The organism is Nocardioides ungokensis (genome assembly GCF_013466985.1).
Classification (GTDB): Bacteria; Actinomycetota; Actinomycetes; order Propionibacteriales; family Nocardioidaceae; genus Nocardioides; species Nocardioides ungokensis.
This window is the reverse complement of sequence record NZ_CP059164.1, coordinates 3380409-3402391: the sequence shown is the minus strand read 5'-3', so window position 1 is coordinate 3402391 and position 21983 is coordinate 3380409. Positions and strand designations below refer to the sequence as shown.

Below are 21983 nucleotides of genomic sequence, written 5' to 3'. Positions count from 1 at the left end.
CGCGGGCGGCTGTGCGAGGGTGGCGCCCGTGAACGGTCCCGCGCTGCGCCGCCACCAGGCCGAGGCCCTGGCCGCGCTCGACCGGGCCTGGGCGAGCGGGACGACCCGGGCGTGGGTCACCCTGGCGCCCGGCGCCGGAAAGACCCTGGTGGGGCTGCGCACGGCGACCGCCATGCTGGCCGACGGCCGGGTCTCGCGCGTGGTGGCCTTCGGGCCCAACACGGCGATCCAGGGACAGTGGGCCGCGCAGGGGTCCGCCCTGGGGCTGGAGGTCGGGACCGACCGGGTGCTCGACGAGCCGGTGAGCGCGCTGACCTACCAGTCCCTCGCGGTGTTCGACGCCGACGCCGAGGTCGACGACGACGGGCTCGAGGGGTCGTTGCTCGCGCGCCTGCACCCGGGTGGGCGGGCGCTGGTCGAGGAGCTGTCGAGCTGCGGCCCCGTGCTGCTGGTCCTGGACGAGTGCCACCACCTGCTGGAGGTGTGGGGCCGGCTGCTGGCCGAGCTCCTCGACCGCCTGCCCCAGGCGCTGGTCCTGGGCCTCACCGCGACCCCGCCCGCGGCGCTGCCGGCGGACCAGGCGGAGCTGGTCGAGGAGCTCTTCGGGCGCTGCGCGTACGCCGCGTCGATCCCGGCGCTGGTCCGCGAGGGCGACCTGGCGCCGTTCAGCGAGCTGGTGTGGCTCACGACGCCGACGGCGGCCGAGTCCTCGTGGCTGGCGGAGTCGGCGGCCCGCTTCACCGAGCTGCTCACCGACCTGATGGACCCGGAGTTCGGCTCGACGCCGTTCCTGTCGTGGCTCGATGCCCGGTTCACCGACCCCGGAGTGCCCTGGCTGAGCGTGCTGCGCACCGAGCCCGCCCTCGCGCGGGCCGCGCTGCGCGCCCACCACGCCGGCATGCTGGCGCTGCCGCCCGGCGCCCGCCTGGGCGAGGAGCACCGGGTGGCGCCGACCTCGGACGACTGGGTCCTGCTCGTCGACGACTGGCTGACCCGGTGCCTGACGGTCTCGGACGACCCCGCTGACGGCGCGGTCGTCGAGGCGGTCCGGAAGGCGTTGCCGTCGGTGGGCTACGTGCTGACCCGGCGGGGGATCAGGCGGGGGCGCTCGGTGGTCGACCGGGTGCTGGCGAGGTCGGAGTCCAAGACCGTCGCGGCCACTGCGATCGTGTCCCACGAGAGCGCGACGCTCGGGGACCGGTTGCGGATGCTGGTGCTCTGCGACCACGAGCGGGCCTCGGCCTTGCTGCCCGCCGACCTCGACGGGCTGATGGACGCCCAGTCCGGATCGGCCGTCGCGGTGGTGGCGGGCCTGGTCGCCGACCCGGAGACCGCGGACCTCGACCCGATGCTGGTCACCGGGTCGACCGTCGCCGCGTCGGCGACCACCCTGGCGGCGTTCCGTGACTTCGTCGCCGCACGTCCGCGGGCCGCGGAGGCCGACCTCGCCGGACGCCTGGTGGTCGAGCCGGTGCCGGGGCGGACGGGCTCTCGCGCCTCGTCGGTCCGTGGACGAGCCGGGCGTGGGTGCGGCTGGTGACCGACTTCCTGACCAGTGGCGGCACCCGCGTCCTGGTCGGCACCCGCGGCCTGCTCGGCGAGGGCTGGGACGCGCCGGCCGTGACGGGCCTGGTCGACCTGACCGCGGTCACCACGACCACCGCGGTCACCCAGACCCGGGGCAGGGCGCTGCGGGTGGACCCCTCCTGGCGGGAGAAGGTGGCGGTCAACTGGACCGTCGTCTGCGTGGCCGACGACCACCCCCGGGGTGCCAACGACTGGGACCGGCTGGTTCGCAAGCACGCGGGCTACCTCGCCCTCGACCAGACCGGCGAGGTCACCGACGGCGTGGCCCACTGCGACTCGCGGTTCTCCGCGTTCGCGCCACCGAGCACGGCCGACTTCGACGCCCTCAACGCCGAGATGGTGGTGCGCAGCCAGCGGCGCCACGAGACGGCGGAGGCCTGGGCGGTGGGCACGGAGTACGTCGACGCCGCCGTGCCGGCCATCCGGGTGCTCGCCGCGGAGCGGTCGCGGGTCGGGTCGGTCCGAGAGCCCGCCCCGGTGGTCGCCGGCCCGACGTCACTCGTGATCCGGGACGACTCGTTGCTCGCGGACCGTCCCTGGCCGGCCCTGCTCCTCGGCACCGGGTGCCTCTTCGGGGTGGGCGCGCTGGTGGCCGGGCACGCGGCGTTCGTGGGTCTCGCGCTGGTGCTGGTGACGCTCGCCTGGTTCGTGCTCCGCGTGCAACGGGAGGCCCGCGGGATGCGGGTGCTGGCGGCCGCCTCGACCCCACCGTCGGTCGCGCAGGTCGCGTGCGCGGTGGCGGACGCGCTGCATGCAGCGGGCCTCACCTCAGCCGGCTCGAGCGCGGTGGGGCTGCAGGTCGAGCCGGGTGGGGAGTACCGCTGCGTCCTCGGAGGGGTGGGGGAGCAGGAGGCCGCTGCCTTCGCGGTCGCCGTGGACGAGGTCATGGGCCCGCTCGGCACGCCCCGCTACGTCGTGCCCCGCTGGGTCGTGTCCCCGGGCCCGTGGCCGACCAGGGCAGCGCTCGCGGCCGCTTCGGGGCGCGCCCTGGCGACGGCCGAGACCTGGCACGCCGTCCCGACCGTCCTGGGTGCCAACGCGCGCCGGGCCGGCATGTTCGCCACGGCATGGCGGCACTGGGTGGGTGGCGGCGAGGCGGTCTTCACCGGCTCGCCGGAGGGCGCCGGGGTGCTGGCCGCGCAGTCCGGGAGCGACCCGTTCGCGGTCACGACGCTGATGCGCCGTCACTGGGGCTGACCACCGCGTCCGTCAGGCGAGCTCCTTCTCGAACCACGCCTGGGCGTACGGGTTGTCGTTGTAGCGCTCGGTCGGGCGGTAGCCGGCGCGCCCGTACATGCCGATCGCCTCGGTGAGCGTGCCGTTGGTGTCGAGGCGGACCCGCCGGTGACCGAGCCCGGCCGCGCGCTCCTCGAGGTGGCGCAGCAACCGTGAGCCCAGGCCGGCGCCGCGCCAGTCGGGGTGGATCCACATCCGCTTGATCTCTGCCGTGTCGGGGTCGAGCCGCTGCACGCCGCCGCAGCCCACCACCCGCTCCTCGTCGCGCGCTGCAACGAAGACGCCGTGCGGCGGGGCGAAGGCCTCGGCGTCGTGCGTCCAGGCGTCGCCCGGGTCGAAGCCGCCCGGGAACCGCGGTCCAGCTCGTCGAAGTAGGCGCTCACCGCGGCCACGGCCTCGGGGGAGTCGCCCGGGATCGACTCCAGCTCCAGCGTGGCCGCCCGCACGAGCAGCTCGGCCGTGGCCAGCGCCTCGTCGAGACGGGCCCGCTGCGACTCCGAGAGTGGCGCCACCAGGTCGTGGGCCAGCCGCTCGGACCTGTCCTCGAGCGTCTGCCACTCACGACGTCCTCGTGTCGTGAGGGTGGCCAGCCGCCGCCGGCGGTCGCCGGGGTCGGGGACGACCTCGACCAGTCCCTCGTCGGCGAGCTGGCCGAGGAGTCGGCTCAGGTAGCCGGAGTCGAGTCCCAGTCGGCGCCGGAGGCTGAGCACCCCGGCCCCCTCCGACCCGATCTCGTACAGCAGGCGCGCCGGCCCCAGCGGGCGGCCGGAGCCCAGGAACGAATCGTCCAGGGCCCCGACGCGCTGGGTCCACGCGCGGTTGAAGCGGCGCAGGGTGGCGTACGGCGACGTGCTCATCCTCTGACCATAGTCAGACAATTCGCCGCCCGGTAGGGCCCGGAAAATGCGAACAGGCCCCTCCGGCGAACCGGAGGGGCCTGTCCAGGCTGGGGTGAGTAACGGGACTTGAACCCGCGACATCTGCGACCACAACGCAGCGCTCTACCAGCTGAGCTATACCCACCAAGGCAGATCCCGGCAGGGCCGGGATCGGTGAGAAGTGTACTAGCCCTTCGCGCCATTCCCCGCATCGGGCTCGCCACCGGTCAGGCCGGTCAGCGATCCACCGTGGCGAGCCGCGATCGCGCGGGCCGCCTCGGTCTCCGGGCCGGGGGAGGGCACGAAGACCGCCTCCCGGTAGTAGCGCAGCTCCTCGATGCTCTCCTGGATGTCGGCGAGGGCGCGGTGGTTGCCGCGCTTGGCCGGCGCCTGGAAGTACGCACGGGGGAACCACCTGCGCGACAGCTCCTTGATCGAGGAGACGTCGACGATCCGGTAGTGGAGGAACGACTCGAGCTGTGGCATGTCCCGGGAGAGGAACGCGCGGTCGGTCGCGACCGTGTTGCCGGCCAGCGGGGGGCGGCTGTTGTCCGGGCAGTGCTCCTTGATGTAGGCCAGCACCCGCTCCTCGGCCTCCGCCATCGTGATGCCGTGGTCGAGCTCGGAGAGCAGCCCCGAGGTCTCGTGCATGGTGCGCACGAAGTCGTTCATCTGCTCGATGGCTTCGGCGGGGGCTTGATGATCAGGTCGATGCCCTGACCCAGGACGTTGAGGTCGAAGTCGGTCACCAGTGCCGCGACCTCGATGAGGGCGTCGGCCTTCAGGTCGAGCCCGGTCATCTCGCAGTCGATCCAGACGAGTCGTTCGTTCACGAGGGCACCCTACTGCGCGGACGCCCCGGGCTCTCAGGCGTCGTTCAGACCGTCCGCCTAGGGTCGGGGGTGTGAAGGAGTGGTTCGGCCTCGTCGCCCGACTGGTCACCGGCGTCGTGTGGATCGTCGCGGGCGCCGTCAAGCTGCCCGACCCGGCCTCCAGCGTGCAGGCGGTCCGGGCCTACCAGCTGCTGCCGTCGGCGATCGTGCCGACGGTCGGCCAGCTGCTGCCCGTCGTCGAGATCGTGGTGGGCGTGACCCTGGTGCTCGGCATCCTGACGCGCGGGGCTGCGGTCGTCTCGGCCCTGATGTACCTCGCGTTCATCGTCGGCATCGGCTCGGTCTGGGCCCGGGGCCTCACCATCGACTGCGGCTGCTTCGGCGGCGGCGGCTACGACCCGAACGCCGCCTCGCAGTACCCCTGGGAGATCGCGCGTGACGTCGCGCTGCTGCTCCTCTCCGTGTACGTCGTGGTGGTGGGACGCACCCGGCTCGCGCTGGACAACGTCCTCTTCCGTGCCACCCCGCAGCTGAAGGACTCTGAACATGGCGAACAAGTCAGCCCGTGACACGCGCGCCGAGCGAGCGGCTGTCGCCCTCAAGGAGCAGCAGCGGCGGGAGCGGCGCCGCGCCACGCTGATGATCGGGGGCGTCGTCCTCGCCATGCTGGTCATCGTCGCCGGCGGCTTCCTGATCAACCGCGCCCGCGACACCAGCGCCAACGTCTCCGCGGCGCCCGCCGGCAGCGGGAGCTACGGCGTGACCATCGGGAGCAAGAGCGCCCCGAACAGCGTGGTGATCTACGAGGACTTCCTGTGCCCCTACTGCGGGGAGCTGGAGAAGGCCACGCACTCGCAGCTCGCCACGCTCGCCGACCAGGGCAAGGTGTACGTCGAGTACCGGCCGTTCAACCTGCTCCAGACCGACTACTCGGTGGCCGCGGCCTCGGCGTTCAAGGTCGTCCTGGACGCGTCCGGTCCGCAGGTGGCCAAGAAGTTCCACGACCTGCTCTACGCCGACCAGCCTGCCGAGTCCGGCCCGTACCCCGACAGCCAGTGGCTGGTGGACAAGGCCGTCGAGGCCGGGGCCAAGGAGAGCGCCGTGAAGTCGGGCATCGAGAACGAGACCCAGAAGGCCTGGGTCGAGTCGGCCACCAAGTCGGCCACCGATGCCGGCGTCCGGGGCACCCCGACGATCCTGGTCAACGGCAAGGTCTTCCAGGACGGCCGCACGGTCGACGAGCTGGCCCAGAACCTGCTGTCCGCCGTCCAGTGACGCCGCCGCGGGCACAGGCGCGCGCCTAGGCTCGTGGGATGGAGGTGGAGCGGGTCCAGCGGGTGGTGATGTCTGCCCTGCTGCTGACGACCGCGACCATCTTCGCGACCGGGCTCTCCCTGCTCGCCGGCTCGTCCGACCGGGCCGGTGCCGAGCCCGGGCTGCTGGCGATCGGCGGGGTGGTCGGGCTGCTGGCGGTCGCCGGCGTACGCGTCATCAACGGCCTGCGGATCGTGACGCCGTGGCTGCTGGTGGGCCTGCTGCCACCCCTCGTCATTTGGTACTTCGTGATCCACCGCTGACATCATCGGGCGGGTGAGCACCCAGCACCCCCTCGCCGCCTTCGTGGCCGGCCTGCCGAAGGCCGAGCTGCACGTCCACCACGTCGGGTCCGCGTCGGCCCGCATCGTCAGCGAGCTGGCCGCCCGGCACCCGGGCACCGTGCCCAGCGACCCCGACGAGCTGCGCCGCTTCTACGAGTTCCGCGACTTCGCGCACTTCGTCGAGGTCTACCTCGCGGTCGTCGACCTGATCAAGACGCCCGAGGACATCCGCTACCTCACCTACGAGGTGGCCCGCGAGATGGCGACCGGCCAGAACCTCCGGTACGCCGAGCTGACCTGCACGCCCTACACCTCCGTCCAGCCGCACGAGGAGGGCAAGGGAATGGCGATCGAGGCCTACAGCGAGGCCATCGAGGACGCACGGGTGGCCGCGGAGCGCGACTTCGGCCTGGTGCTGCGCTGGATCTACGACATCCCGGGCGAGAGCGGCCTTCCCGCCGCCGACAAGACGCTCGAGTACGCCCTCGAGCACCGCACCGAGGGGCTCATCGGCTTCGGGCTCGGCGGCCCCGAGATCGGCGTACCCAGGCCGCAGTTCCAGCCGCACTTCGACGCCGCCCGTGCCGCCGGGCTGCGCAGCCTGCCGCACGCGGGGGAGACCACCGGCCCGCAGACCGTGTGGGACGCGCTGACCCTGCTCGGCGCCGAGCGGATCGGCCACGGCACCTCCTCGGCGCAGGACCCCGAGCTGCTGGTGCACCTCGCCGAGCGCGGCATCCCGCTCGAGGTGTGTCCGTCGTCCAACATCGCCACCCGTGCGGTGACGACCCTCGACGAGCACCCGATCCGCGCCTTCCGCGACGCCGGGGTCACCATCACGATCAACTCCGACGACCCGCCGATGTTCGGCACCGAGCTGAACCGCGAGTACGAGATCGCCGCCGACCTGCTCGAGCTCGACGAGTCGGGGCTGGCGGACCTGGCGCGGGCGGCCGTGCACGCGTCGTACGCGGACGACGACGTGAAGAAGCAGATCCTCGGGGAGATCGACGAGTACGTCGCCGACTGAGCGCTCCTGGGAAAGCAATGGCCCCGCCAACTCATACCTGGCGGGGCCGTCTCCTTTTGTAGCGGATGGCGGTGCCGGAGCGGGATTCCTCGGGCGCGTGTCGTTTCCCACGTTTGAGAACCTGTGGGACTCCGGTGGCTCAGGAGGCCGACGCCGGGTCATCCAGCCCGTCGAGGTAGTCGGCGAACCCACCGACGAGACGCCCGGACCGGCGCGCCGAGGTGGTCACCCGCGTGGTGTCGGTCGCGCACCACGGCAGGCCGCTGCGGCGTACCGCCTCGACCAGGAGGACGTCCTCGTGCAGCGGGACCGCCGGGAAGCCGCCCACCTGCAGGTAGGCGTCGAGGCTGAGGCCGAGGTTGGCCCCGTGGACGTGCCGGTGCCCCTCCCGCGCCGGGTGGCGGTCGAGCCAGGCACGCCACAACCGTGGGTCCAGCCCCCGGCGCTCGGGGTGGACCGAGCCGACCACCATCGCGTGGCCGGCCTCGGCGAGCCGGAGCTGGGCGAGCAGCCAGTGACCCGGCACGCGGGTGTCCGCGTCGGTGCTGGCCACCCAGACGCGCGACGGGTCGATGCCGGTCGCCAGCTCGAGGACCCGCCGGACCCCGGCGCGCCGGGCGTGGCCGACGTTGCCGGCGCCGACCTCGAGCACGTCTGCGTCCAGGAGCCGGGCCACCGCAGACGAGCCGTCGGTGCACGCGTCCGCGACGACGGTGACCCGGGTCTGCACGTGCGGACGGGCCGCGCGCAGCTCCGCGACCGCCCCGCTGAGCGAGGCGAGGCAGGCGGGCAGCAGGTCCTCCTCGTCGTGGGCGGGGACCACCACGTGCACGAGCTCGTACGCCGGGCGCGGTGCCGTCATGCGGTGGGGTCGGGCCAGGCCGTCGGGGGGCAGAGCACCGAGATCTCGACGTCGCGATCCTGGTAGTGCGCCATCTCCGGCGGCAGCGAGCTCTCCCGGAACCGTGCGTGCACGTCCGGCCCGTCGAGGACCCAGCCCTTGACCGGGTGCCGCCAGTGGCAGAGCAGGACGGTCCCGGCGGGCTCGAGGCTCCGGCTGATCCGCTCGATCAGGCCGTCCAGGCTCCCGGGGCTGAGGAAGTAGCCGATCTCGGAGACCACGACGAGGTCGAAACGTCCCTCGGGCCACTCCCGGGGGACGTCGCGCTCCTCGACCCGGACCCCCGGGGTGTCACCCAGCCGCGCCCGGGCCCGGGCCACGGCCGTCGGGCTCCGGTCGACCGCGACCAGCTCCTCGCAGCGGTCGGCGAGCTGCTCGGCCAGCGCGCCGCGCGAGCAGCCGATCTCGAGCCCGCGCGAGAACCGCGGGCGGGGCAGGGCGGCCAGCGTCAGCTGCCGCTTGCGCTCCTCGTACCAGCGGACGTCCACGCCCCAGGGGTCGAGCTCGCGCCGGTGCAGCTCGTCGAGGGCGTCGTCCTCGGGGGCCGCCTCGGTGACGAAGTGCTCGACCGGGGCGTTGAAGTGCGCCAGCATGCGCCCGGACAGCATCACGCCGTCCTCCGGCTGGGAGGACAAGGGGCGGACCTGGGTGGCGTGGGCGTGGATCGCGAGCCACTTGCGCTGGGTCACCTGGGGAGAGAGGTCCACGCGCCGCATCTGTGCCCAGGGGGCCTGGTCGGGGCGGTCCCGGTGCCACATCCACACGGGGTACTCCGCCAGGCGGGCTCCGGTGCGCAGCGCGGCGGCCGCGGCGGCCCGGCCGGCGGCCTCGTGGTCGGTGTGGCCGTCGTGACGCCACGGCGCGGCCAGCAGCGTGCCGCGGCCGTCACCGATCAGGTCGACCAGGCTGGCCGTCACTTCGGCCTCGACCCCGGCCACGGCCCCGTCGGACGCGCCGAGGAAGACCAGCGGCGCCTCGGGCCGAGGATGCCCAGTGCCCGCTCGGCCTCGGCGAGCCGCCTTGTCGCGAGCGCGTGCCGGCTCATGGTGGGGGAGGCGGGGTGAGAGGCCTCGCCGGCGGTCAGCAGCACGACGTACACCGCCAGCCCGGCGGCCGCGGCGGTGGCGATCAGGCCGCCGGCGCCGAGGCTCTCGTCGTCGGGGTGGGCCGCGACCACCACGAGTCGCGTGCACCGGACCTCGCCGTTGAGGAGCCCGAGCTCCGGGACGGCACCCCAGGAGGGATGGTGGCGCCACTGCTCGGCGTCGGTGCCGGCGCCGTCGTGGGTGAAGGCGGCGGTCACCAGGGGGCTCCGTCCGGCGGGCAGGTGGCGAGCAGCTGCTGCCCGAGGGCGACGCTGTCCCGCTCGGCGTGGTGCTGGCGCACGTAGAGGCGCAGGTCGGCGACGCGGGCGGCGTGCTCCGGCTCCAGCGCCAGGGGGCCCGGGCCGAGCGCGTGGTCGGCAGCTCCGAGCACGCGCTCGACGCTGTCGGCGACCACGTTGCGCACCCGCAGCGCCAGCAGGGCGCCGGCGTCGCCCGCAGCCTCACCGCCGTCGATCCGCTGCGCCGCGTCGAGCAGGGTCAGCCGGGCGACGGTGAGTGCGGAGTCGACCACCCCGAGGTGGAGGTGCGCGACCTGGTCCGGGGTCCGCTCGCGGGCCTGCCGGACCAGGCGACGCGCGACGCCCACCGCGCCGCCGTACCAGACCGCGGCCACGCCCATGCCACCCCACGCGAAGCCGTCTCGCCGCAGGTACCAGCCCGGGTCGCCGACGGCGGTGGCAGGTACGCCCGCCAGGCGCAATGGGCCGGAGCCGATGTCGCGCAGCCCACGCGCGTGCCAGGCGTTGTCCAGCGCCTGGACGCCGGGGTGGCGCAGGTCCACGGCGAACAGGCCACGGCGGGTGTCGTCGACCCATGCCGTGACGAGTGCGTGCGAGACCACCCCGCCCAGCGAGCACCACGGCTTGGTCCCCTCGAGCACCCAGGAGTCGTGGTCCGGGGTCGCAGCAACCCGGACGCCGGGTCCCTCGGCGGCGTACACGCCCCAGCTGCTCCCCGCCGGCGGCGGCGCGGCGCCCGACTCCGCGAGGATCGCGAGTGCGTCGAGGTGCGGCTCGGCCGCGCGCGCGACGGAGAGGTCGGCGGCCGCCACCGACGCCAACCACTCCCACAACAGGGGCGTCGAGCCGTGGCCGGGCAGTGGCAGCCGGTCTCCCCACTTGCCGGCCAGCTCGATCGCTGCTCCGGGGAGGTCGGTGGCCGCCTCGCGGGCGGCCTCCGCGGCCAGGGCCAGGGTGGCCGGGACGAGGCGCTCGTCGGGGCGCAGCACCACCGGCCGGGTCTCGTGGTGGGGCACTGGCGTCCTTCGGGTCGGGAGCGCCGCCCGTTCGCGGGTGGCATGACACCGTAGGCAATCCGGACAATGGATCGCTTCCTCCGCCCGGGTGAAATAGAGTTTTCGACATGGCCCACGACCAGAGCTCTCCGATCCGGCTCGCGATCGTCAACGACTACGAGATCGTCGTCGCCGGCGTGGCCGCGATGCTGGCACCCCACCTCGACGCCGTCACCGTGGTGGAGCTCGACTCGGGGCTGCCGGTGATGAGCGAGGTCGACGTGATCCTCTACGACACCTTCGGGCAGGTGCAGGGCGACGGAGTCGACCTCGAGGACCTGGTGCGCGACAGCGGCGCCAAGGTCGTGATCTTCAGCTGGAACATCCAGCCCGAGCTCGTGGAGCGGGCCATCGAGCACGGCGCTGCGGGCTACATCTCCAAGGGGCTGGGCGCCGAGGAGATCGTCGAGGCCCTCACGAAGGTGCAGGCGGGGAGCGTCGTCGTACCCCCCGAGCAGGCCAGCTCCGAGCGGACCACCGGCATGTGGCCGGGCCGCGAGTGGGGCCTGAGCGAGCGCGAGGCGGAGGTCCTGGCCCTGATCACCCAGGGGCTGAGCAACCAGGAGATCGCCGAGCGCAGCTACCTGTCGATCAACTCGGTGAAGACCTACATCCGCACGGCCTACCGCAAGATCGGCGTGACCCGGCGCTCGCAGGCCGTCGTGTGGGGCATGAAGCACGGCTTCGAGCCCGACCGTGTCCGGGTGGTCGAGGCAGCCACCGACTGAGCGTCTCCACTCGGCACGGTCTGGGCGCCCCCCAGGACTCGAACCTGCGACCTAGAGATTAGAAGGCTCTTGCTCTATCCAGCTGAGCTACAGGGGCGGAGGGTCGGACCTGCAATCGGAGAGAACCTCGGGATGACCCCGGTGTAGTTCACCCGGCCGCTGTCCGACCCGCGGGCGATTATGCCTCACCGTCATGGGTCGCGCGGCTGAGCGTGCGGACGGGCGCACTCCCAGCCGCACCACGTGCAGAGGGGGTCCCGCCGATCGGGGAAATTCCGCCCGTGGGCCCCCGACCGCGCCCGACGCTGTGCCAGCGTCGAGACGGAGTCCAGAGACGAGGAACGACCATGTCCGACGTCAACGAGCCGCAGCCTGACGGGCACGAGGCGAGCCCCCTCGAGTCCACGCCCACCCCGGAGAGCGGTGGGTCGCCGCCATCGGCGTACGCCGCCGCAGGCGCCCCCGCGGTGGCAGCCCCGGTGGGCGAGGTGCGCGCGACCGGCACCTGCATCCTGCTCACGGTCGTCACGCTCGGCTTCTACACCTGGTACTGGTACTACAAGACCCACGAGGAGATGAAGCAGCACACCGGCACCGGGATCGGTGGGCCGGTGGCGCTCATCCTCGCGATCCTGGTCGGTGTCGTGATGCCGTTCTTCAGCTCGCACGAGGTCGGCGGGCTCTACGAGCGCCGTGGCGAGGCCCGGCCCGTGAGTGCCGTGACGGGACTGTGGGCGCTGCTGCTGGGCTGGTTCTTCTTCGTCGGCCTGATCGTCTGGTTCGTGAAGACGAACGGCGCGCTCAACGACTACTGGCGGTCGGTCGGCGCCGAGGAGCGCTGAGGCTGACCCAGGTCAGGGGTTGCGGACCGCCCGGATGGTCGGGCTGGTGTCGCCCTTGCAGCCGTCGATGTGGCGGACCTTGGCGTAGAACCTGCCCTCGGTGCCCGTGTTCCCGGTCGACCACGCGAAGACGTTGCCGGAGCGGGACGCGGTGTCACTGGCGAACCTCACGTCGTCACCACCGCCGCGGGTCCCCTTCTGCTTGAACACCACGACGAGCCGGTTGTTCGCGCACTTCCTCGGCTTCGGGCTCGAGACGGTGCCGGACAGGTCGGTGCCGTCGGCGTGGATCGTGACGGTCGTCGGGGCGTCGCCCGCCGCCCCCGCCGGCCCGACGGCGGTCGTCACCGCCGCTGCCAGTCCGACGGCGAGTGTCGGGATGATCAGGAGCTTGCCGGTCATGGCCCACCTCCGATGGGTTTCGTGGGACCCCCGTTTCCCGGGAGGGTAAGCAGATCCCGGCCGCCGAAATAAGGTCCGTCCGGCCGTTGCGCCCGGTCTTGACGCGGCGGTGCGTCCCCTCTCCGACGAGGTCAACGGATGAGTCCGGACCGCGGACCATTCCAGCTAGAGCGCCCACGCGTCTGGATCCAGGGTCCTGCCCATGCCTCAGAGCGATCGGTCGCCTCCAGATGCGGCCTCGGGCGGTCGTTGCGACCACCGCGTCGTGGCCGGGCAGGCCTCAGGTGCGGCGGGGCAGTATGGAGAGAACGCTGTCTGCGTTCCACTCCCCGCTCGTTGGTCCACCAGCCTCCCTGGAGAACACCCGTGATCGAAGTGCACGGCCTGACCAAGCGTTATGGCCACACCCTTGCCGTCGACGACCTCACCTTCGCGGTGACTCCGGGCGTCGTCACCGGCTTCCTGGGGCCCAACGGGGCCGGCAAGTCCACCACGATGCGGATGGTGCTCGGCCTGGATCGGCCCAGTGCCGGCACCGTCCGGTTGAACGGCAAGCAGCCGGCTTCTCACCCTGCCCCGCTCCACGAGGTCGGAGCGCTGCTCGAGGCCCGGTCGGTGCACCCCGGACGCTCGGCGCGCAATCATCTGCGAGCCTTGGCGCTCACCAGCGGCATCGGGCGCTCGCGGGTCGACCAGGTCCTCGAGCTGGTCGGCCTCACCCATGTCGCCGACGAGCGGGCCGGAGCATTCTCCCTCGGGATGGGGCAACGTCTCGGCATGGCCGCTGCCCTGCTGGGTGACCCGGCCACACTCGTGCTCGACGAGCCGGTCAATGGCCTCGACCTGGACGGCATCCGTTGGATTCGAGCACTGCTCAAGGGGCTCGCGGCGGAGGGTCGCACCGTCTTCCTTTCCTCCCACCTGATGAGCGAGATGGCCGTGACGGCAGACCACGTAGTCGTCGTGGGCAAGGGCCGGCTGCTGCGGGACCAGCCGATGGCCGCCTTCATCGACGACGCTTTCACCGAGACCGTGCGAGTGCGTACCTCCGACGTCGGGCGGTTGGCGAGACTGGTCGAGGAGTCCGGTGGGGAGACCACCCTGGACGACGAGGTGCTCACCGTCGCCGGTCTGTCCAGCGACGAGATCGGCACACTGGCGGCTCAAGCGCATCTCATCGTCTACGAGCTGTCCCCCAACGCCGCCTCCCTGGAGGACGCCTACCTCGCGCTCACCCGCGACGCCGTCGATTTCCGGGCCGACGACCACGAAGGTGAGTCCATTCGTGACGGCGGGCTCCAGAGCGACGAGCGTGCGGTATGAGCGGCACCATCCGTGCCGCGGACGCCGCTGCCCGTGCCGAAGGGGCGACAGCACCGATTGGCCGCGTCGACGGGCCGGTCACCCTGCCCCGGGTCGTCAGGTCGGAGTGGCTCAAGTTCCGCACTCTGCGCTCGACCGTGCTGATCCTCCTCGCCGCGATGCTGGCGATGGTGGTGTTCGGGGCGATCATCGGTCACAACACCCGCAACCCGGCCGGGCTCGACCCGGAGGACGTCGTCGCATCCGGTCCCCTGCAGGGCTACTACCTCGGACAGCTCCTCATCGGCTCGCTCGGCGTTCTCGTGGTCAGCGGTGAGTACTCGTCCGGCATGATTCGGGCCACCCTCGCGGCCGTGCCACGCAGGCTGCCGGTGCTCCTGGCCAAGCTGGTCGTCTTCAGCGTGGTCGTCGGGGTGGCGATGGTGGCTGCGTCGATCGCCGGGTTCCTGGTGGCCCAGGCGTTCCTGTCCGGCTACCGGCCCACGTACTCGTTGTCCGACCCCGACGTGCTGAGAGTGGTCGTCGGCACTGGCGTCTACCTCACCCTGATCGGCCTTCTCGGCGGCGCCATCGGCTGGATTTTCCGCAGCACGCCGGGGCTCTGGTCGCGTTGTTCGCGATCATCCTCGTCCTGCCGGTGCTGCTCCTGCTGTTCCACGGCGCGTGGGCGCGGCACGCAAGTGCCTGGCTGCCGACCGGGCGGGCGCCAGCTTCTCCACGAGCCTGAGGGCCCCGGATGCGCTCAGCCCGTGGCCGGGTCTCGCGGTGATGGCGACCTGGGTCATCGTGGCCTACGTGTTCGCTGGCGTGCTCCTGCACCGCCGAGACGCCTGATCCCACCGGACACACGCCTGCGACCGGCCCCCAGCTCGCCCGGTCCGAGGTCTGTCCGGCCACCGCGCCGAGGAGCATCATTCCGGATGCGGCCCGTCAACGCGGCTCCTCGCCGTCCAGGTGCGGATCCGGTCGCGGGTCGGCGTGCTCGGCGTCGAGGTCCGCGATGGCCGCCAGCGCCGCGTCCATCGAGGGGTAGAAGTGGTCGCGGTCCAGAGTCTCGAACAGCCCGTAGCGCAGCAGCAGGTCCGCCAGCCGGTCGCGGAGCTCGACGAAGGCCAGGTGCACGCCCTGCGCGTTGAGCTGGTGGTCGAGCTGCTCGAGCTTCTCGGCGGCCGTCACGTCGACGTCGGTGACGGCCTCGCACTGGACCACGATCCAGCGGGGCTTCTTCTCCAGCGCGAGATCCCGCAGGTTCTCGCGAAACATGCCCGAGTTGGCGAAGAAGAGCGGCGCCTCCCAGCGGTAGACCACGATGCCCGGGATCTCCTCGAGGTCGTTCCCGTCAGCCCGGTGCCACAGGCCGGTCTCGTCGCGGCCCAGGACGACCCCGTGCGGCCACCAGCTGCGCCGGAAGAACAGCAGGATCGACAGGGCGACCGCGACCAGGATTCCCGGCAGCACCCCGAAGAAGACGACGCCGGCGGTGGCCACGAGTGACAGGAGGAACGCCGTACGCCGGATCCGCCAGAGCCGGCGCACCTCCGGCACATTCATCAGGGACAGCGCGGCGGCGATCACGACGGCGGCCAGGGCAGTCTGCGGCAGGTCGGCCAGCAGCGAGTTCAGGAAGAGCAGCATGACGGCGACCGCGCCGGCGCCCACCAGCCCGGTCACCTGGCTCTTGGCGCCGGACTGCTCGGCGACGGCGGTGCGGGAGCCGCTGGTCGAGACGGCGAACCCCTGGAACAGGCCGGCGGCGACGTTGGCGCTCCCGAGGCCGATCATCTCCTGGTTCGGCCTGACCTCGTCGCCCCGGCGGGCCGCGAAGCTGGTCGAGGTCGCGATGGTGTCCGTCAGCGACACCAACGTGATGCCCAGCGCCGCCACGAGCAGCGGTCCCACGTCGCTGAAGCTGGTCCACGGCAGCTTCGGTGCGGGCAGGCCCTGAGGCAGTGACCCGACCGTCTTCACCCCTCGGCGGAGAGGTCCAGCAGGGCCGAGAGCACGGTGGCGCCGACGATCGCGACGAGGATCGCGGGCACCTTCGAGGTGATCCGGGGCAGCACGAGCAGGAGCAGCAGCACCGCCGCGCCCACCGCGAGCGTCGTCGCGTCCGTCTTGTCGATGTCGGCGGCGAACGCGTGCAGCTCGTCGACGAACCCGTCCGCGTCGGTGGAGAACCCGAAGAGCTTCGGCAGCTGCCCGACGATGATGGTGATACCGAGCCCGTTCATGTACCCGACCTGCACCTCGACGGAGAGCAGGTCGGCCACGAAGCCGAGCCGGGCCACGCCGAGGCCGATCTCGACCACACCGACCAGCAGGGCCAGCATGCCGGCGAGCACGATGGCGGAGCCCGGGTCCCCGGAGCTCGCGACCAGCGGCACGATGGCGGCGAAGATGAGCGGGGAGACCGACGAGTCCGGCCCCAGCACCAGGATGCGGGACGGTCCCAGCAGTGCGTAGGCGACCAGGCAGGCGATGGTGGTGTACAGACCGGTGACCGTCGGGAGGCCCGCCAGCTCGGCGTACGCCATGCCCTGGGGCACGAGGATCGCCGCGAGCACCAGGCCCGCCACCAGGTCGGGCCGCGCCCAGGCGCGGTTGTAGTCGCGCACGACCCCGATCCCCGGCATCCACTTCCGCAGTCCGGAGGGCTGGTCCGTCACCTCAGCTCCCGCCATCGCACCGGCACCTCCTCACAGCAGATCGTCGCGTTGCGCGGCCGTGTGTGCATCGTCCGTCCGGCATGAGACCGCGGACATGACGTTCGCCCCTACGAGCGACCGACCCGACGCGACACCGTGGGGGACCTGCTCGCCCGGAAGGAGACCCGCATGGCGCAGCCTGCCTCGCCGGCCCGCGGCGCGACGGCCGCAGGAGCGGTCCTCGTCCCGCTCGCCCTGGCGCAGTTCATCTGCAGCTTCGCCGGCTCCAACATGAACGTGATGATCAACGACATGAGCAAGGACCTGGACACCACGGTCCAGGGGATCCAGATCGCCATCACGATCTTCCTGCTCGTCATGGCGGCGCTGATGATCCCCGGGGGCAAGCTCACCGACAAGTACGGCCGCAAGCCCTGCTTCATGGTCGGGCTGGTGGTGTACGCCGTGGGCGCGCTCATCAGCGCGGCGGCACCGGGCCTCGGCGTCCTGATCCTCGGCAACTCGATCCTGGAGGGCGTCGGGACGGCGCTGCTCATCCCGCCCGTCTACATCCTCGCCACCCTCCTGTTCTCCGGGGTCACGTCGCGGGCCCATGCCTTCGGGGTCATCAGCGCGATGGGTGGAGTCGGTGCGGCCGCAGGCCCGCTGATCGGCGGGCTGATCACGACAGCGATCAGCTGGCGGGCGGCCTTCGTCTTCCAGGCGCTCGTGATCGGCGCGATCGTGCTGCTGGCGCGCCGGATCGACGACCCGCTGCCTCCTGACCACACCCGGCACTTCGACACCGGGGGAGCGGTGCTGTCCTCGGTCGGGCTCGTGCTGCTCGTCTCGGGCATCCTGGCCGCGGACAACAACCTCCTGCTGATGCTCGGCCTGATCGTGGCCGGGGCCGGGGTCCTGGCCTGGTTCTTCCGACGCATGCGCGCAGAGGAGCGGGCGGGGGCCGAGCCACTTCTCTCACCCTCGCTGTTCCGCAACCACACCTCCAACGTCGGCCTGGTCACCCAGAACGCCCAGTGGCTGATGCTCATGGGCACGTCGTTCGTGGTCTCGGCCTACCTGCAGGTGGTCCGCGGCTACAACGCGATCCAGACCGGGGTCATCTTCAGTGCCGCGACCGTGGGCCTGCTGGCCTCCTCGTTGGCCGCGGAGCGGCTCGCGAAGCGGTACGCCCAGCGGACCCTCATCCTGGCGGGCTTCGTGATGGCCATGGCCGGGGTCGTCGTCCTGCTCTGGATGGTGAAGGGCCAGCCCGGTGCCTGGGCGTTCGCGCCCGGCCTCTTCCTCATCGGGCTCGGGGTGGGCGCCATGCTCACCCCGTCCGTGAACGTCGTGCAGTCGGCGTTCCCCGACGACCAGCAGGGCGAGATCTCCGGGCTGTCACGCAGCGTGTCCAACCTCGGCTCCTCGCTCGGGACCGCCATCGCGGGCACCATCCTGGTCGCCGGCGTCACCTCGTCACCGGGCCGCTCCTACGCCCTGGCGCTGATCGCGGTGGCGGTCGTCGGTCTGGTCGGCCTGCTGGCGGCCTTCTCCCTCCCCAGGGGCAACCCGGGGTGAGCGCCGGGTCGCACGGCCATTGCGTTCGCGGGTCGCGGCGGTGAGCATCGGTGGGGTGAGCGACGCGAGCGAGGGACGCGCCCCGGCCGACCGTCGCGTCGACCGGCTCGACCCGGTCCTCGCCGAACGGTGGTTCCAGGGGCTCTACGACACCCCGCTCCTCTTCTCCGGGATCCTCGACCGGGAGGGGCGCGTCCTGGCGGCGAACACCCTGTCCGTCGAGGGCTGCGGTCTGGATCGGTCGGAGGTCCTCGGCCGACCGTTCTGGGAGTGCGGCTGGTGGAGCCCGGATCCCGCCATTGCCGCGCAGATCCGGGACTGGTGCGTCGAGACGGTCCGGACCGGGGAGCCGCTGCGCACCCGCAGCCGCTTCTTCCTGGGCAACGGTGACCAGCACTGGGTGGACCTCGCGCTCTTCCCGGCCCGGTCCGGGGGCGAGATCACGCACATCGTCGCCACCGGCAACGACATCACCGAGGCGATGCTGGCCCAGGAGCGCGAGCTTGCGCTGGTACGCGACGCCGAGCGCCTCACGGCGCACCGGCTCGACCAGCTCTCCGTGATCGCGCTCAGGCTCGCGGACGCCGAGGCGATGGGCGAGCTCGAGCGAGTGGTGACGGGGCCCGGCCGGCGCGTGCTGGGGGCCGCCGGCGCCGTGCTCGCGGTGCGCGACGACGAGATCGGCGTCGTGCGGCTGGCCGTGGCGGACCGGGCCACCACCCCGGATGCCTCTGTCGGCTACGCGGAGCTGCCGATGACCAGCGAGCTGCCCGCGGCGTACGTCGCGCGCACCGGGGAGCCGCTGCTCTTCCGGTCCCGCGCCGAGGGACTGTCCTGGTCGGAGGCCACGCGGGTCCTGTACGACGTCACGGACCGGGCCGCCTGGGCAACCCTCCCGTTGCGGGTGGGAGATCGGCTGGTCGGCGCGCTGGGGCTGTCGTGGTCCAGCGACCGCGACTTCGGGGAGGACGAGCTCGGGCTGCTGCGCGGCTTCGCGGCCCAGTGTGCCGAGGCGGTCGACCGGGTCCGACGTCACGAGGCCAGCCGCGCCGCCGCGAGCTCCGCGCGGCTGATGTCCACGATGCTGCAGCGCTCGTCGCTCACCCAACCGGCGACGCCCGACACCCTCGAGATCGCGGTCCGCTACCAGCCCGCGGAGGAGGCGGCGCACATCGGCGGCGACTGGTACGACGCGTTCGTCGACTCGTCCGGGGCCACGCTCCTGAGCGTCGGCGACGTCAACGGCCACGACCAGACCGCCGCCGCGACCATGGGCCAGGTGCGCAACCTCCTGCGCGGGCTCTCCTTCGACGCCGACGACGGCCCGGCCCGCCTCCTGACCCGCCTCGACTCGGCGCTGCGGGGCCTCCAGCTCGACACGCTCGCGACCGCCGTGGTCGTCCGGGTCGAGCAGGTCCCGTCCACCGGAGGGGGCAGCGGCTGCCGGCTCGTGTGGAGCAGCGCCGGCCACCTGCCCCCGCTCCTGCTCAGGCGCGACGGGAGCGTCACCCGGCTCGAGAGCGAGGCCGACCTCCTGCTCGGCGTGGCCCCGGAGATGTCGAGGTCCGAGCACGCGGTCGACCTCGAGCCGGGGTCCACCCTGCTGCTCTACACCGACGGCCTCGTCGAGCGCCGCGACGAGGGTCTCGATGCCGGGATCGACGGCCTCGCCACCGAGCTCTCGGACCTGGGCCACCTCGGTCTGGAGCAGCTGTGCGACGCCCTGATCGAGTCCGCCGCGGTCGGCGGCGCGGGCGACGACGACATCGCGCTCCTGGTGCTGCGCTGCCGGGCCCAGGAGGATCGCAATCCGGGTGTCCCGGTGAACCGGCGCCCGCGGTGACATGATGGGGGCGTGCCGATCCCCGGAGTCCCCCCGTGGATCGTTGACCTGGATCACCTCAACGGCTTGGACGAGGCGGCCTTGGCCACCGATACCGCCGGACGCATCATCTTCGCCAACGTCGTCGCGCGCCGGCTCTACCGGTTCCTGGGCGACGACCTCTCCCAGCTGCACCTCGCCGACGCCTTCCTGCCGCCGGGTCAGGTCGATCCCTTCCGCGAGATCGAGCGACAGGCCCTGAGCGGGGTCCACTGGAACGGCCGCCTCGACGTGATCCGGGTCGACGGCACCGTCCGGGCCGCCGACGTCAGCTGCTCGCCGTTGCGTCGCGACGGCGAGGTGGTCGGGACGATCTGCGTCATCGACGACACGGTCGGCGAGGCGAGCCACGGCCGCGAGGTACGCCGCCTCGGCGACCGTCTCACGCGGCTGGCCCGCGTCGGAGCCGAGCTCGGCATCGCCGAGGACGTGGAGACGGTCACCAAGGTCGTCATCACCCAGGCGGCGGACGCGGTCGGTGCGACCGTGGCCTCGCTCTCGCTCGTCACGGGCGACGGCATGCTCGCGCTCGCGGGGCTGCGCGGCGGCCCGGACGACGCCGAGCGGCGGTGGGCCACCTACTCCGTCGACGACCACAACCCGGCCAGCGACGTGGCCAGGTCCGGCGAGGTGCTCGTCCTGACCGGCAAGGACGCCATCCGGTCCCGCTACCCCGACCTCGAGACCGCCACCGAGGGTGAGCGCTCGATCGTCTGCCTGCCGCTGCGCGTCGTGGGCAGCGTCGTGGGCGTCATCACCCTGTCCTTCCCCGGGCGCCGTGAGCTCGACGCCGTCGAGCTGGAGTTCTTCGGCATCATCGCCGACAGCTGTGCCCAGGCCCTGGAGCGCATCCGGGCCCGGGAGGAGGCCGTCGAGCAGGCGTCGCGCGTGCGCTTCCTCGCCGACGCGACCACCGAGCTGGCCAAGAGCCTGGACTACGGGGACACGCTGGCCAAGGTCGCCCGGCTCTCGGTCCCCGTCTTCGCCGACTGGTGTGCCATCGACCTCGTCGAGGACGGTCGGCTGCACCGGCTCGCGGTCGAGCACATCGACCCTGCGAAGGTCCAGATGGCCCTCGAGATCGAACGACGTTACCCGGCGGACCGCGAGGCCGAGGGCGGCACCTGGCAGGTCATGCGGACCGGCGAGAGCATCCTGGTCCCCGAGGTCACCGACGAGATGCTGGTCGCCGGCGCGAAGGACGAGGAGCACCTGCGGCTCTCCCGCCAGCTCCAGATCCGCAGCGGCCTCGTCGTACCTCTCGTGGCCCGCGGCCGCGTCCTCGGCGTCATGACCTGGGTCGCGGCCGAGTCCGAACGCCGCTACACCTCGTCCGACCTCGCCTTCGCCGAGGAGGTCGGTCGGCGGGGCGCCATCGCGATCGACAACTCGCAGCTGCACAGCCAGACCAAGGAGGCGGCAGTGCGGCTCCAGCGCGCCGTGCTCCCCGAACTGGCTGCCGAGGTCCCCGGCTGGGAGGTGGCCAGCCACTACAGCCCCGCCGGCCGCACCGAGGTCGGCGGTGACTTCTACGACGTCATCACGCTCCCGGACGGGCGGTTGGCGTGGTTCGTCGGTGACGTGATGGGGCGTGGGGTCGCCGCGGCCGCGTCGATGGCCCAGATGCGGGCCGCCATCCGCGCCTACATCGCCGTGGACGCCGCCCCGCACGTCGTGCTGGGCAAGCTCGACCTCCTCTTCCGCACCTACGCGCTGCACCAGCTGGTGACCCTCGTCTACGGAGTGGTCGACCCCCAGAGCGACGAGATGGTCGTCGTCAACGCAGGCCATCCGCCGCCCGTGGTGCTCCGACGCGACGGTGCCGTCGAGCAGCTGCCCTCCGCGGACGGACCCCCGCTGGGCACCGGCGACGTGCAGCGCGAGCCGACAACGGTCGGGCTCCTGCCCGGGGACACCGTCGTCGCGTTCACCGACGGGCTCATCGAACGCCGCGGTGAGGACATCGACCGCGGCCAGCTGCGCGTGCTGGAGGCGGTCGCCGGCCTGGCCGGCGGCCCGCTGCCCGAGGCGCTCGAGACCCTGGTCGAGACGGTGCGGGACCACACCCGTGACGACGACGTCGCCGTCGTGGTGGCCCGCCGGGACAGGTGAGGGGA

The 21983-nt window shown here is 72.5% G+C and carries 21 protein-coding genes, 1 tRNA gene and 3 pseudogenes; 14 read left to right on the top strand and 11 right to left on the bottom strand.

All coding sequences use genetic code 11. The features are described from left to right. The first annotated feature begins 28 nt into the window (after window positions 1-28). The gene (locus tag H0S67_RS25715) at window positions 29-1540 is read left to right on the top strand and encodes a DEAD/DEAH box helicase family protein (protein ID WP_246354824.1); all 1512 of its coding nucleotides are present in this window, start codon (window positions 29-31) and stop codon (window positions 1538-1540) included. Beyond that, window positions 1537-2784 carry a hypothetical protein gene (locus H0S67_RS25710; protein WP_246354823.1) on the top strand — a complete coding sequence of 416 codons (1248 nt, stop codon included), beginning with the start codon at window positions 1537-1539 and terminating at the stop codon, window positions 2782-2784. Before H0S67_RS25715 ends, H0S67_RS25710 begins: the two co-directional genes overlap by 4 nt. 12 nt (window positions 2785-2796) lie before the next feature. Here H0S67_RS25710 and H0S67_RS16750 read toward each other — a convergent pair whose 3' ends face one another. The 4 genes and pseudogenes from H0S67_RS16750 to orn form a co-directional block, all read right to left on the bottom strand. Then, window positions 2797-3381, bottom strand: coding sequence for a GNAT family N-acetyltransferase (locus H0S67_RS16750; RefSeq protein ID WP_246354822.1), 585 nt, complete (start codon window positions 3379-3381; stop codon window positions 2797-2799). A gap of 92 nt (window positions 3382-3473) precedes the next feature. Beyond that, a pseudogene (locus H0S67_RS25705) lies at window positions 3474-3680 on the bottom strand (MarR family transcriptional regulator); the annotation flags it as partial. 90 nt (window positions 3681-3770) lie between these two features. Beyond that, window positions 3771-3846 (bottom strand) — tRNA-His (locus H0S67_RS16745). Between the two features lie 41 nt (window positions 3847-3887). Beyond that, window positions 3888-4501: pseudogene (gene orn / locus H0S67_RS16740) on the bottom strand (oligoribonuclease). A gap of 104 nt (window positions 4502-4605) precedes the next feature. Between orn and H0S67_RS16735 the strand changes: the two are divergent. Genes H0S67_RS16735 through H0S67_RS16720 form a run of 4 tightly spaced genes read left to right on the top strand, consistent with a single transcriptional unit; the run spans window position 4606 to window position 7162 of the window. Further along, on the top strand, window positions 4606-5103 hold the full coding sequence (locus H0S67_RS16735; RefSeq protein ID WP_180933952.1) for a MauE/DoxX family redox-associated membrane protein: 498 nt from the start codon (window positions 4606-4608) through the stop codon (window positions 5101-5103). Continuing rightward, on the top strand, window positions 5081-5809 hold the full coding sequence (locus tag H0S67_RS16730; protein WP_180933951.1) for a DsbA family protein: 729 nt from the start codon (window positions 5081-5083) through the stop codon (window positions 5807-5809). The genes H0S67_RS16735 and H0S67_RS16730 overlap by 23 nt, the downstream gene beginning before the upstream one ends. Window positions 5810-5847: 38 nt before the next feature. Further along, a complete protein-coding gene (locus H0S67_RS16725; protein WP_180933950.1) occupies window positions 5848-6111 on the top strand; it encodes a transcriptional regulator in 264 nt (87 codons plus the stop codon). Between the two features lie 13 nt (window positions 6112-6124). Next, a complete protein-coding gene (locus H0S67_RS16720; protein WP_180933949.1) occupies window positions 6125-7162 on the top strand; it encodes an adenosine deaminase in 1038 nt (345 codons plus the stop codon). Window positions 7163-7301: 139 nt separating this feature from the next. On the opposite strand, the gene H0S67_RS16715 is transcribed toward H0S67_RS16720, so the two are convergent. Genes H0S67_RS16715 through H0S67_RS16700 form a run of 4 tightly spaced genes read right to left on the bottom strand, consistent with a single transcriptional unit; the run spans window position 7302 to window position 10424 of the window. Then, window positions 7302-8024: a glycosyltransferase family 2 protein gene (locus H0S67_RS16715; RefSeq protein WP_180933948.1), complete on the bottom strand. Its 723-nt coding sequence runs from the start codon at window positions 8022-8024 to the stop codon at window positions 7302-7304. After that, complete coding sequence (locus tag H0S67_RS16710) at window positions 8021-8980, bottom strand: SAM-dependent methyltransferase (RefSeq protein ID WP_180933947.1); 960 nt, start codon at window positions 8978-8980, stop codon at window positions 8021-8023. Before H0S67_RS16710 ends, H0S67_RS16715 begins: the two co-directional genes overlap by 4 nt. Then, window positions 8977-9366 carry a PIG-L family deacetylase gene (locus H0S67_RS16705; protein ID WP_180933946.1) on the bottom strand — a complete coding sequence of 130 codons (390 nt, stop codon included), beginning with the start codon at window positions 9364-9366 and terminating at the stop codon, window positions 8977-8979. The genes H0S67_RS16710 and H0S67_RS16705 overlap by 4 nt, the downstream gene beginning before the upstream one ends. Continuing rightward, window positions 9363-10424, bottom strand: coding sequence for an acyl-CoA dehydrogenase family protein (locus tag H0S67_RS16700; RefSeq protein WP_246354821.1), 1062 nt, complete (start codon window positions 10422-10424; stop codon window positions 9363-9365). Before H0S67_RS16700 ends, H0S67_RS16705 begins: the two co-directional genes overlap by 4 nt. Window positions 10425-10531: 107 nt before the next feature. Between H0S67_RS16700 and H0S67_RS16695 the strand changes: the two genes are divergently transcribed. Beyond that, entirely contained in the window at window positions 10532-11191 is a 660-nt protein-coding gene (locus H0S67_RS16695; RefSeq protein ID WP_180933945.1) for a response regulator transcription factor, read from the top strand. A gap of 347 nt (window positions 11192-11538) precedes the next feature. Beyond that, entirely contained in the window at window positions 11539-12033 is a 495-nt protein-coding gene (locus tag H0S67_RS16690) for a DUF4234 domain-containing protein (protein ID WP_180933944.1), read from the top strand. Between the two features lie 12 nt (window positions 12034-12045). Here the strand turns inward: H0S67_RS16690 and H0S67_RS16685 are convergent, their stop codons facing one another. Next, window positions 12046-12435, bottom strand: a complete 390-nt coding sequence (locus H0S67_RS16685) for a hypothetical protein (RefSeq protein ID WP_180933943.1) — start codon at window positions 12433-12435, stop codon at window positions 12046-12048. Between the two features lie 366 nt (window positions 12436-12801). On the opposite strand from H0S67_RS16685, the gene H0S67_RS16680 reads away from it, so the two are divergent. The 3 genes and pseudogenes from H0S67_RS16680 (at window position 12802) to H0S67_RS16675 (ending at window position 14592) form a co-directional block, all read left to right on the top strand. Further along, a complete protein-coding gene (locus H0S67_RS16680) occupies window positions 12802-13758 on the top strand; it encodes an ATP-binding cassette domain-containing protein (protein ID WP_180933942.1) in 957 nt (318 codons plus the stop codon). After that, window positions 13755-14246: pseudogene (locus tag H0S67_RS28355) on the top strand (ABC transporter permease); the annotation flags it as partial. The gene H0S67_RS16680 and the pseudogene H0S67_RS28355, both read left to right, overlap by 4 nt. A 175-nt stretch (window positions 14247-14421) precedes the next feature. Continuing rightward, window positions 14422-14592: a hypothetical protein gene (locus H0S67_RS16675; protein ID WP_180937066.1), complete on the top strand. Its 171-nt coding sequence runs from the start codon at window positions 14422-14424 to the stop codon at window positions 14590-14592. A gap of 96 nt (window positions 14593-14688) precedes the next feature. Here H0S67_RS16675 and H0S67_RS27530 read toward each other — a convergent pair whose 3' ends face one another. Together H0S67_RS27530 and H0S67_RS27525 are read right to left on the bottom strand one after the other, a co-directional pair. Beyond that, entirely contained in the window at window positions 14689-15726 is a 1038-nt protein-coding gene (locus tag H0S67_RS27530; protein ID WP_343050149.1) for a SulP family inorganic anion transporter, read from the bottom strand. Next, a complete protein-coding gene (locus H0S67_RS27525) occupies window positions 15723-16439 on the bottom strand; it encodes a SulP family inorganic anion transporter (protein WP_343050148.1) in 717 nt (238 codons plus the stop codon). The genes H0S67_RS27530 and H0S67_RS27525 overlap by 4 nt, the downstream gene beginning before the upstream one ends. Before the next feature lie 153 nt (window positions 16440-16592). Here H0S67_RS27525 and H0S67_RS16665 point away from each other — a divergent pair, with 153 nt between their 5' ends. Genes H0S67_RS16665 through H0S67_RS16655 form a run of 3 tightly spaced genes read left to right on the top strand, consistent with a single transcriptional unit; the run spans window position 16593 to window position 21978 of the window. Continuing rightward, window positions 16593-17984, top strand: coding sequence for an MFS transporter (locus H0S67_RS16665; RefSeq protein WP_180933941.1), 1392 nt, complete (start codon window positions 16593-16595; stop codon window positions 17982-17984). 55 nt (window positions 17985-18039) lie between these two features. Continuing rightward, the gene (locus H0S67_RS16660; protein WP_180933940.1) at window positions 18040-19827 is read left to right on the top strand and encodes a SpoIIE family protein phosphatase; all 1788 of its coding nucleotides are present in this window, start codon (window positions 18040-18042) and stop codon (window positions 19825-19827) included. 12 nt (window positions 19828-19839) lie between these two features. After that, entirely contained in the window at window positions 19840-21978 is a 2139-nt protein-coding gene (locus tag H0S67_RS16655; RefSeq protein WP_281368877.1) for a SpoIIE family protein phosphatase, read from the top strand. The last annotated feature ends 5 nt before the right edge of the window (window positions 21979-21983 follow it).

What these genes read in the sequence shown, in the direction of transcription:
- H0S67_RS16730 (WP_180933951.1), top strand. Translation starts at nt 5,081, where the DNA reads ATGGCGAACAAGTCAGCCCGTGACACGCGCGCCGAGCGAGCGGCTGTC.
- H0S67_RS16725 (WP_180933950.1), top strand. Translation starts at nt 5,848, where the DNA reads ATGGAGGTGGAGCGGGTCCAGCGGGTGGTGATGTCTGCCCTGCTGCTG.
- H0S67_RS16715 (WP_180933948.1), bottom strand. Translation starts at nt 8,024, where the DNA reads ATGACGGCACCGCGCCCGGCGTACGAGCTCGTGCACGTGGTGGTCCCC.
- H0S67_RS16695 (WP_180933945.1), top strand. Translation starts at nt 10,532, where the DNA reads ATGGCCCACGACCAGAGCTCTCCGATCCGGCTCGCGATCGTCAACGAC.
- H0S67_RS16690 (WP_180933944.1), top strand. Translation starts at nt 11,539, where the DNA reads ATGTCCGACGTCAACGAGCCGCAGCCTGACGGGCACGAGGCGAGCCCC.
- H0S67_RS16685 (WP_180933943.1), bottom strand. Translation starts at nt 12,435, where the DNA reads ATGACCGGCAAGCTCCTGATCATCCCGACACTCGCCGTCGGACTGGCA.
- H0S67_RS27525 (WP_343050148.1), bottom strand. Translation starts at nt 16,439, where the DNA reads ATGGCGGGAGCTGAGGTGACGGACCAGCCCTCCGGACTGCGGAAGTGG.
- H0S67_RS16665 (WP_180933941.1), top strand. Translation starts at nt 16,593, where the DNA reads ATGGCGCAGCCTGCCTCGCCGGCCCGCGGCGCGACGGCCGCAGGAGCG.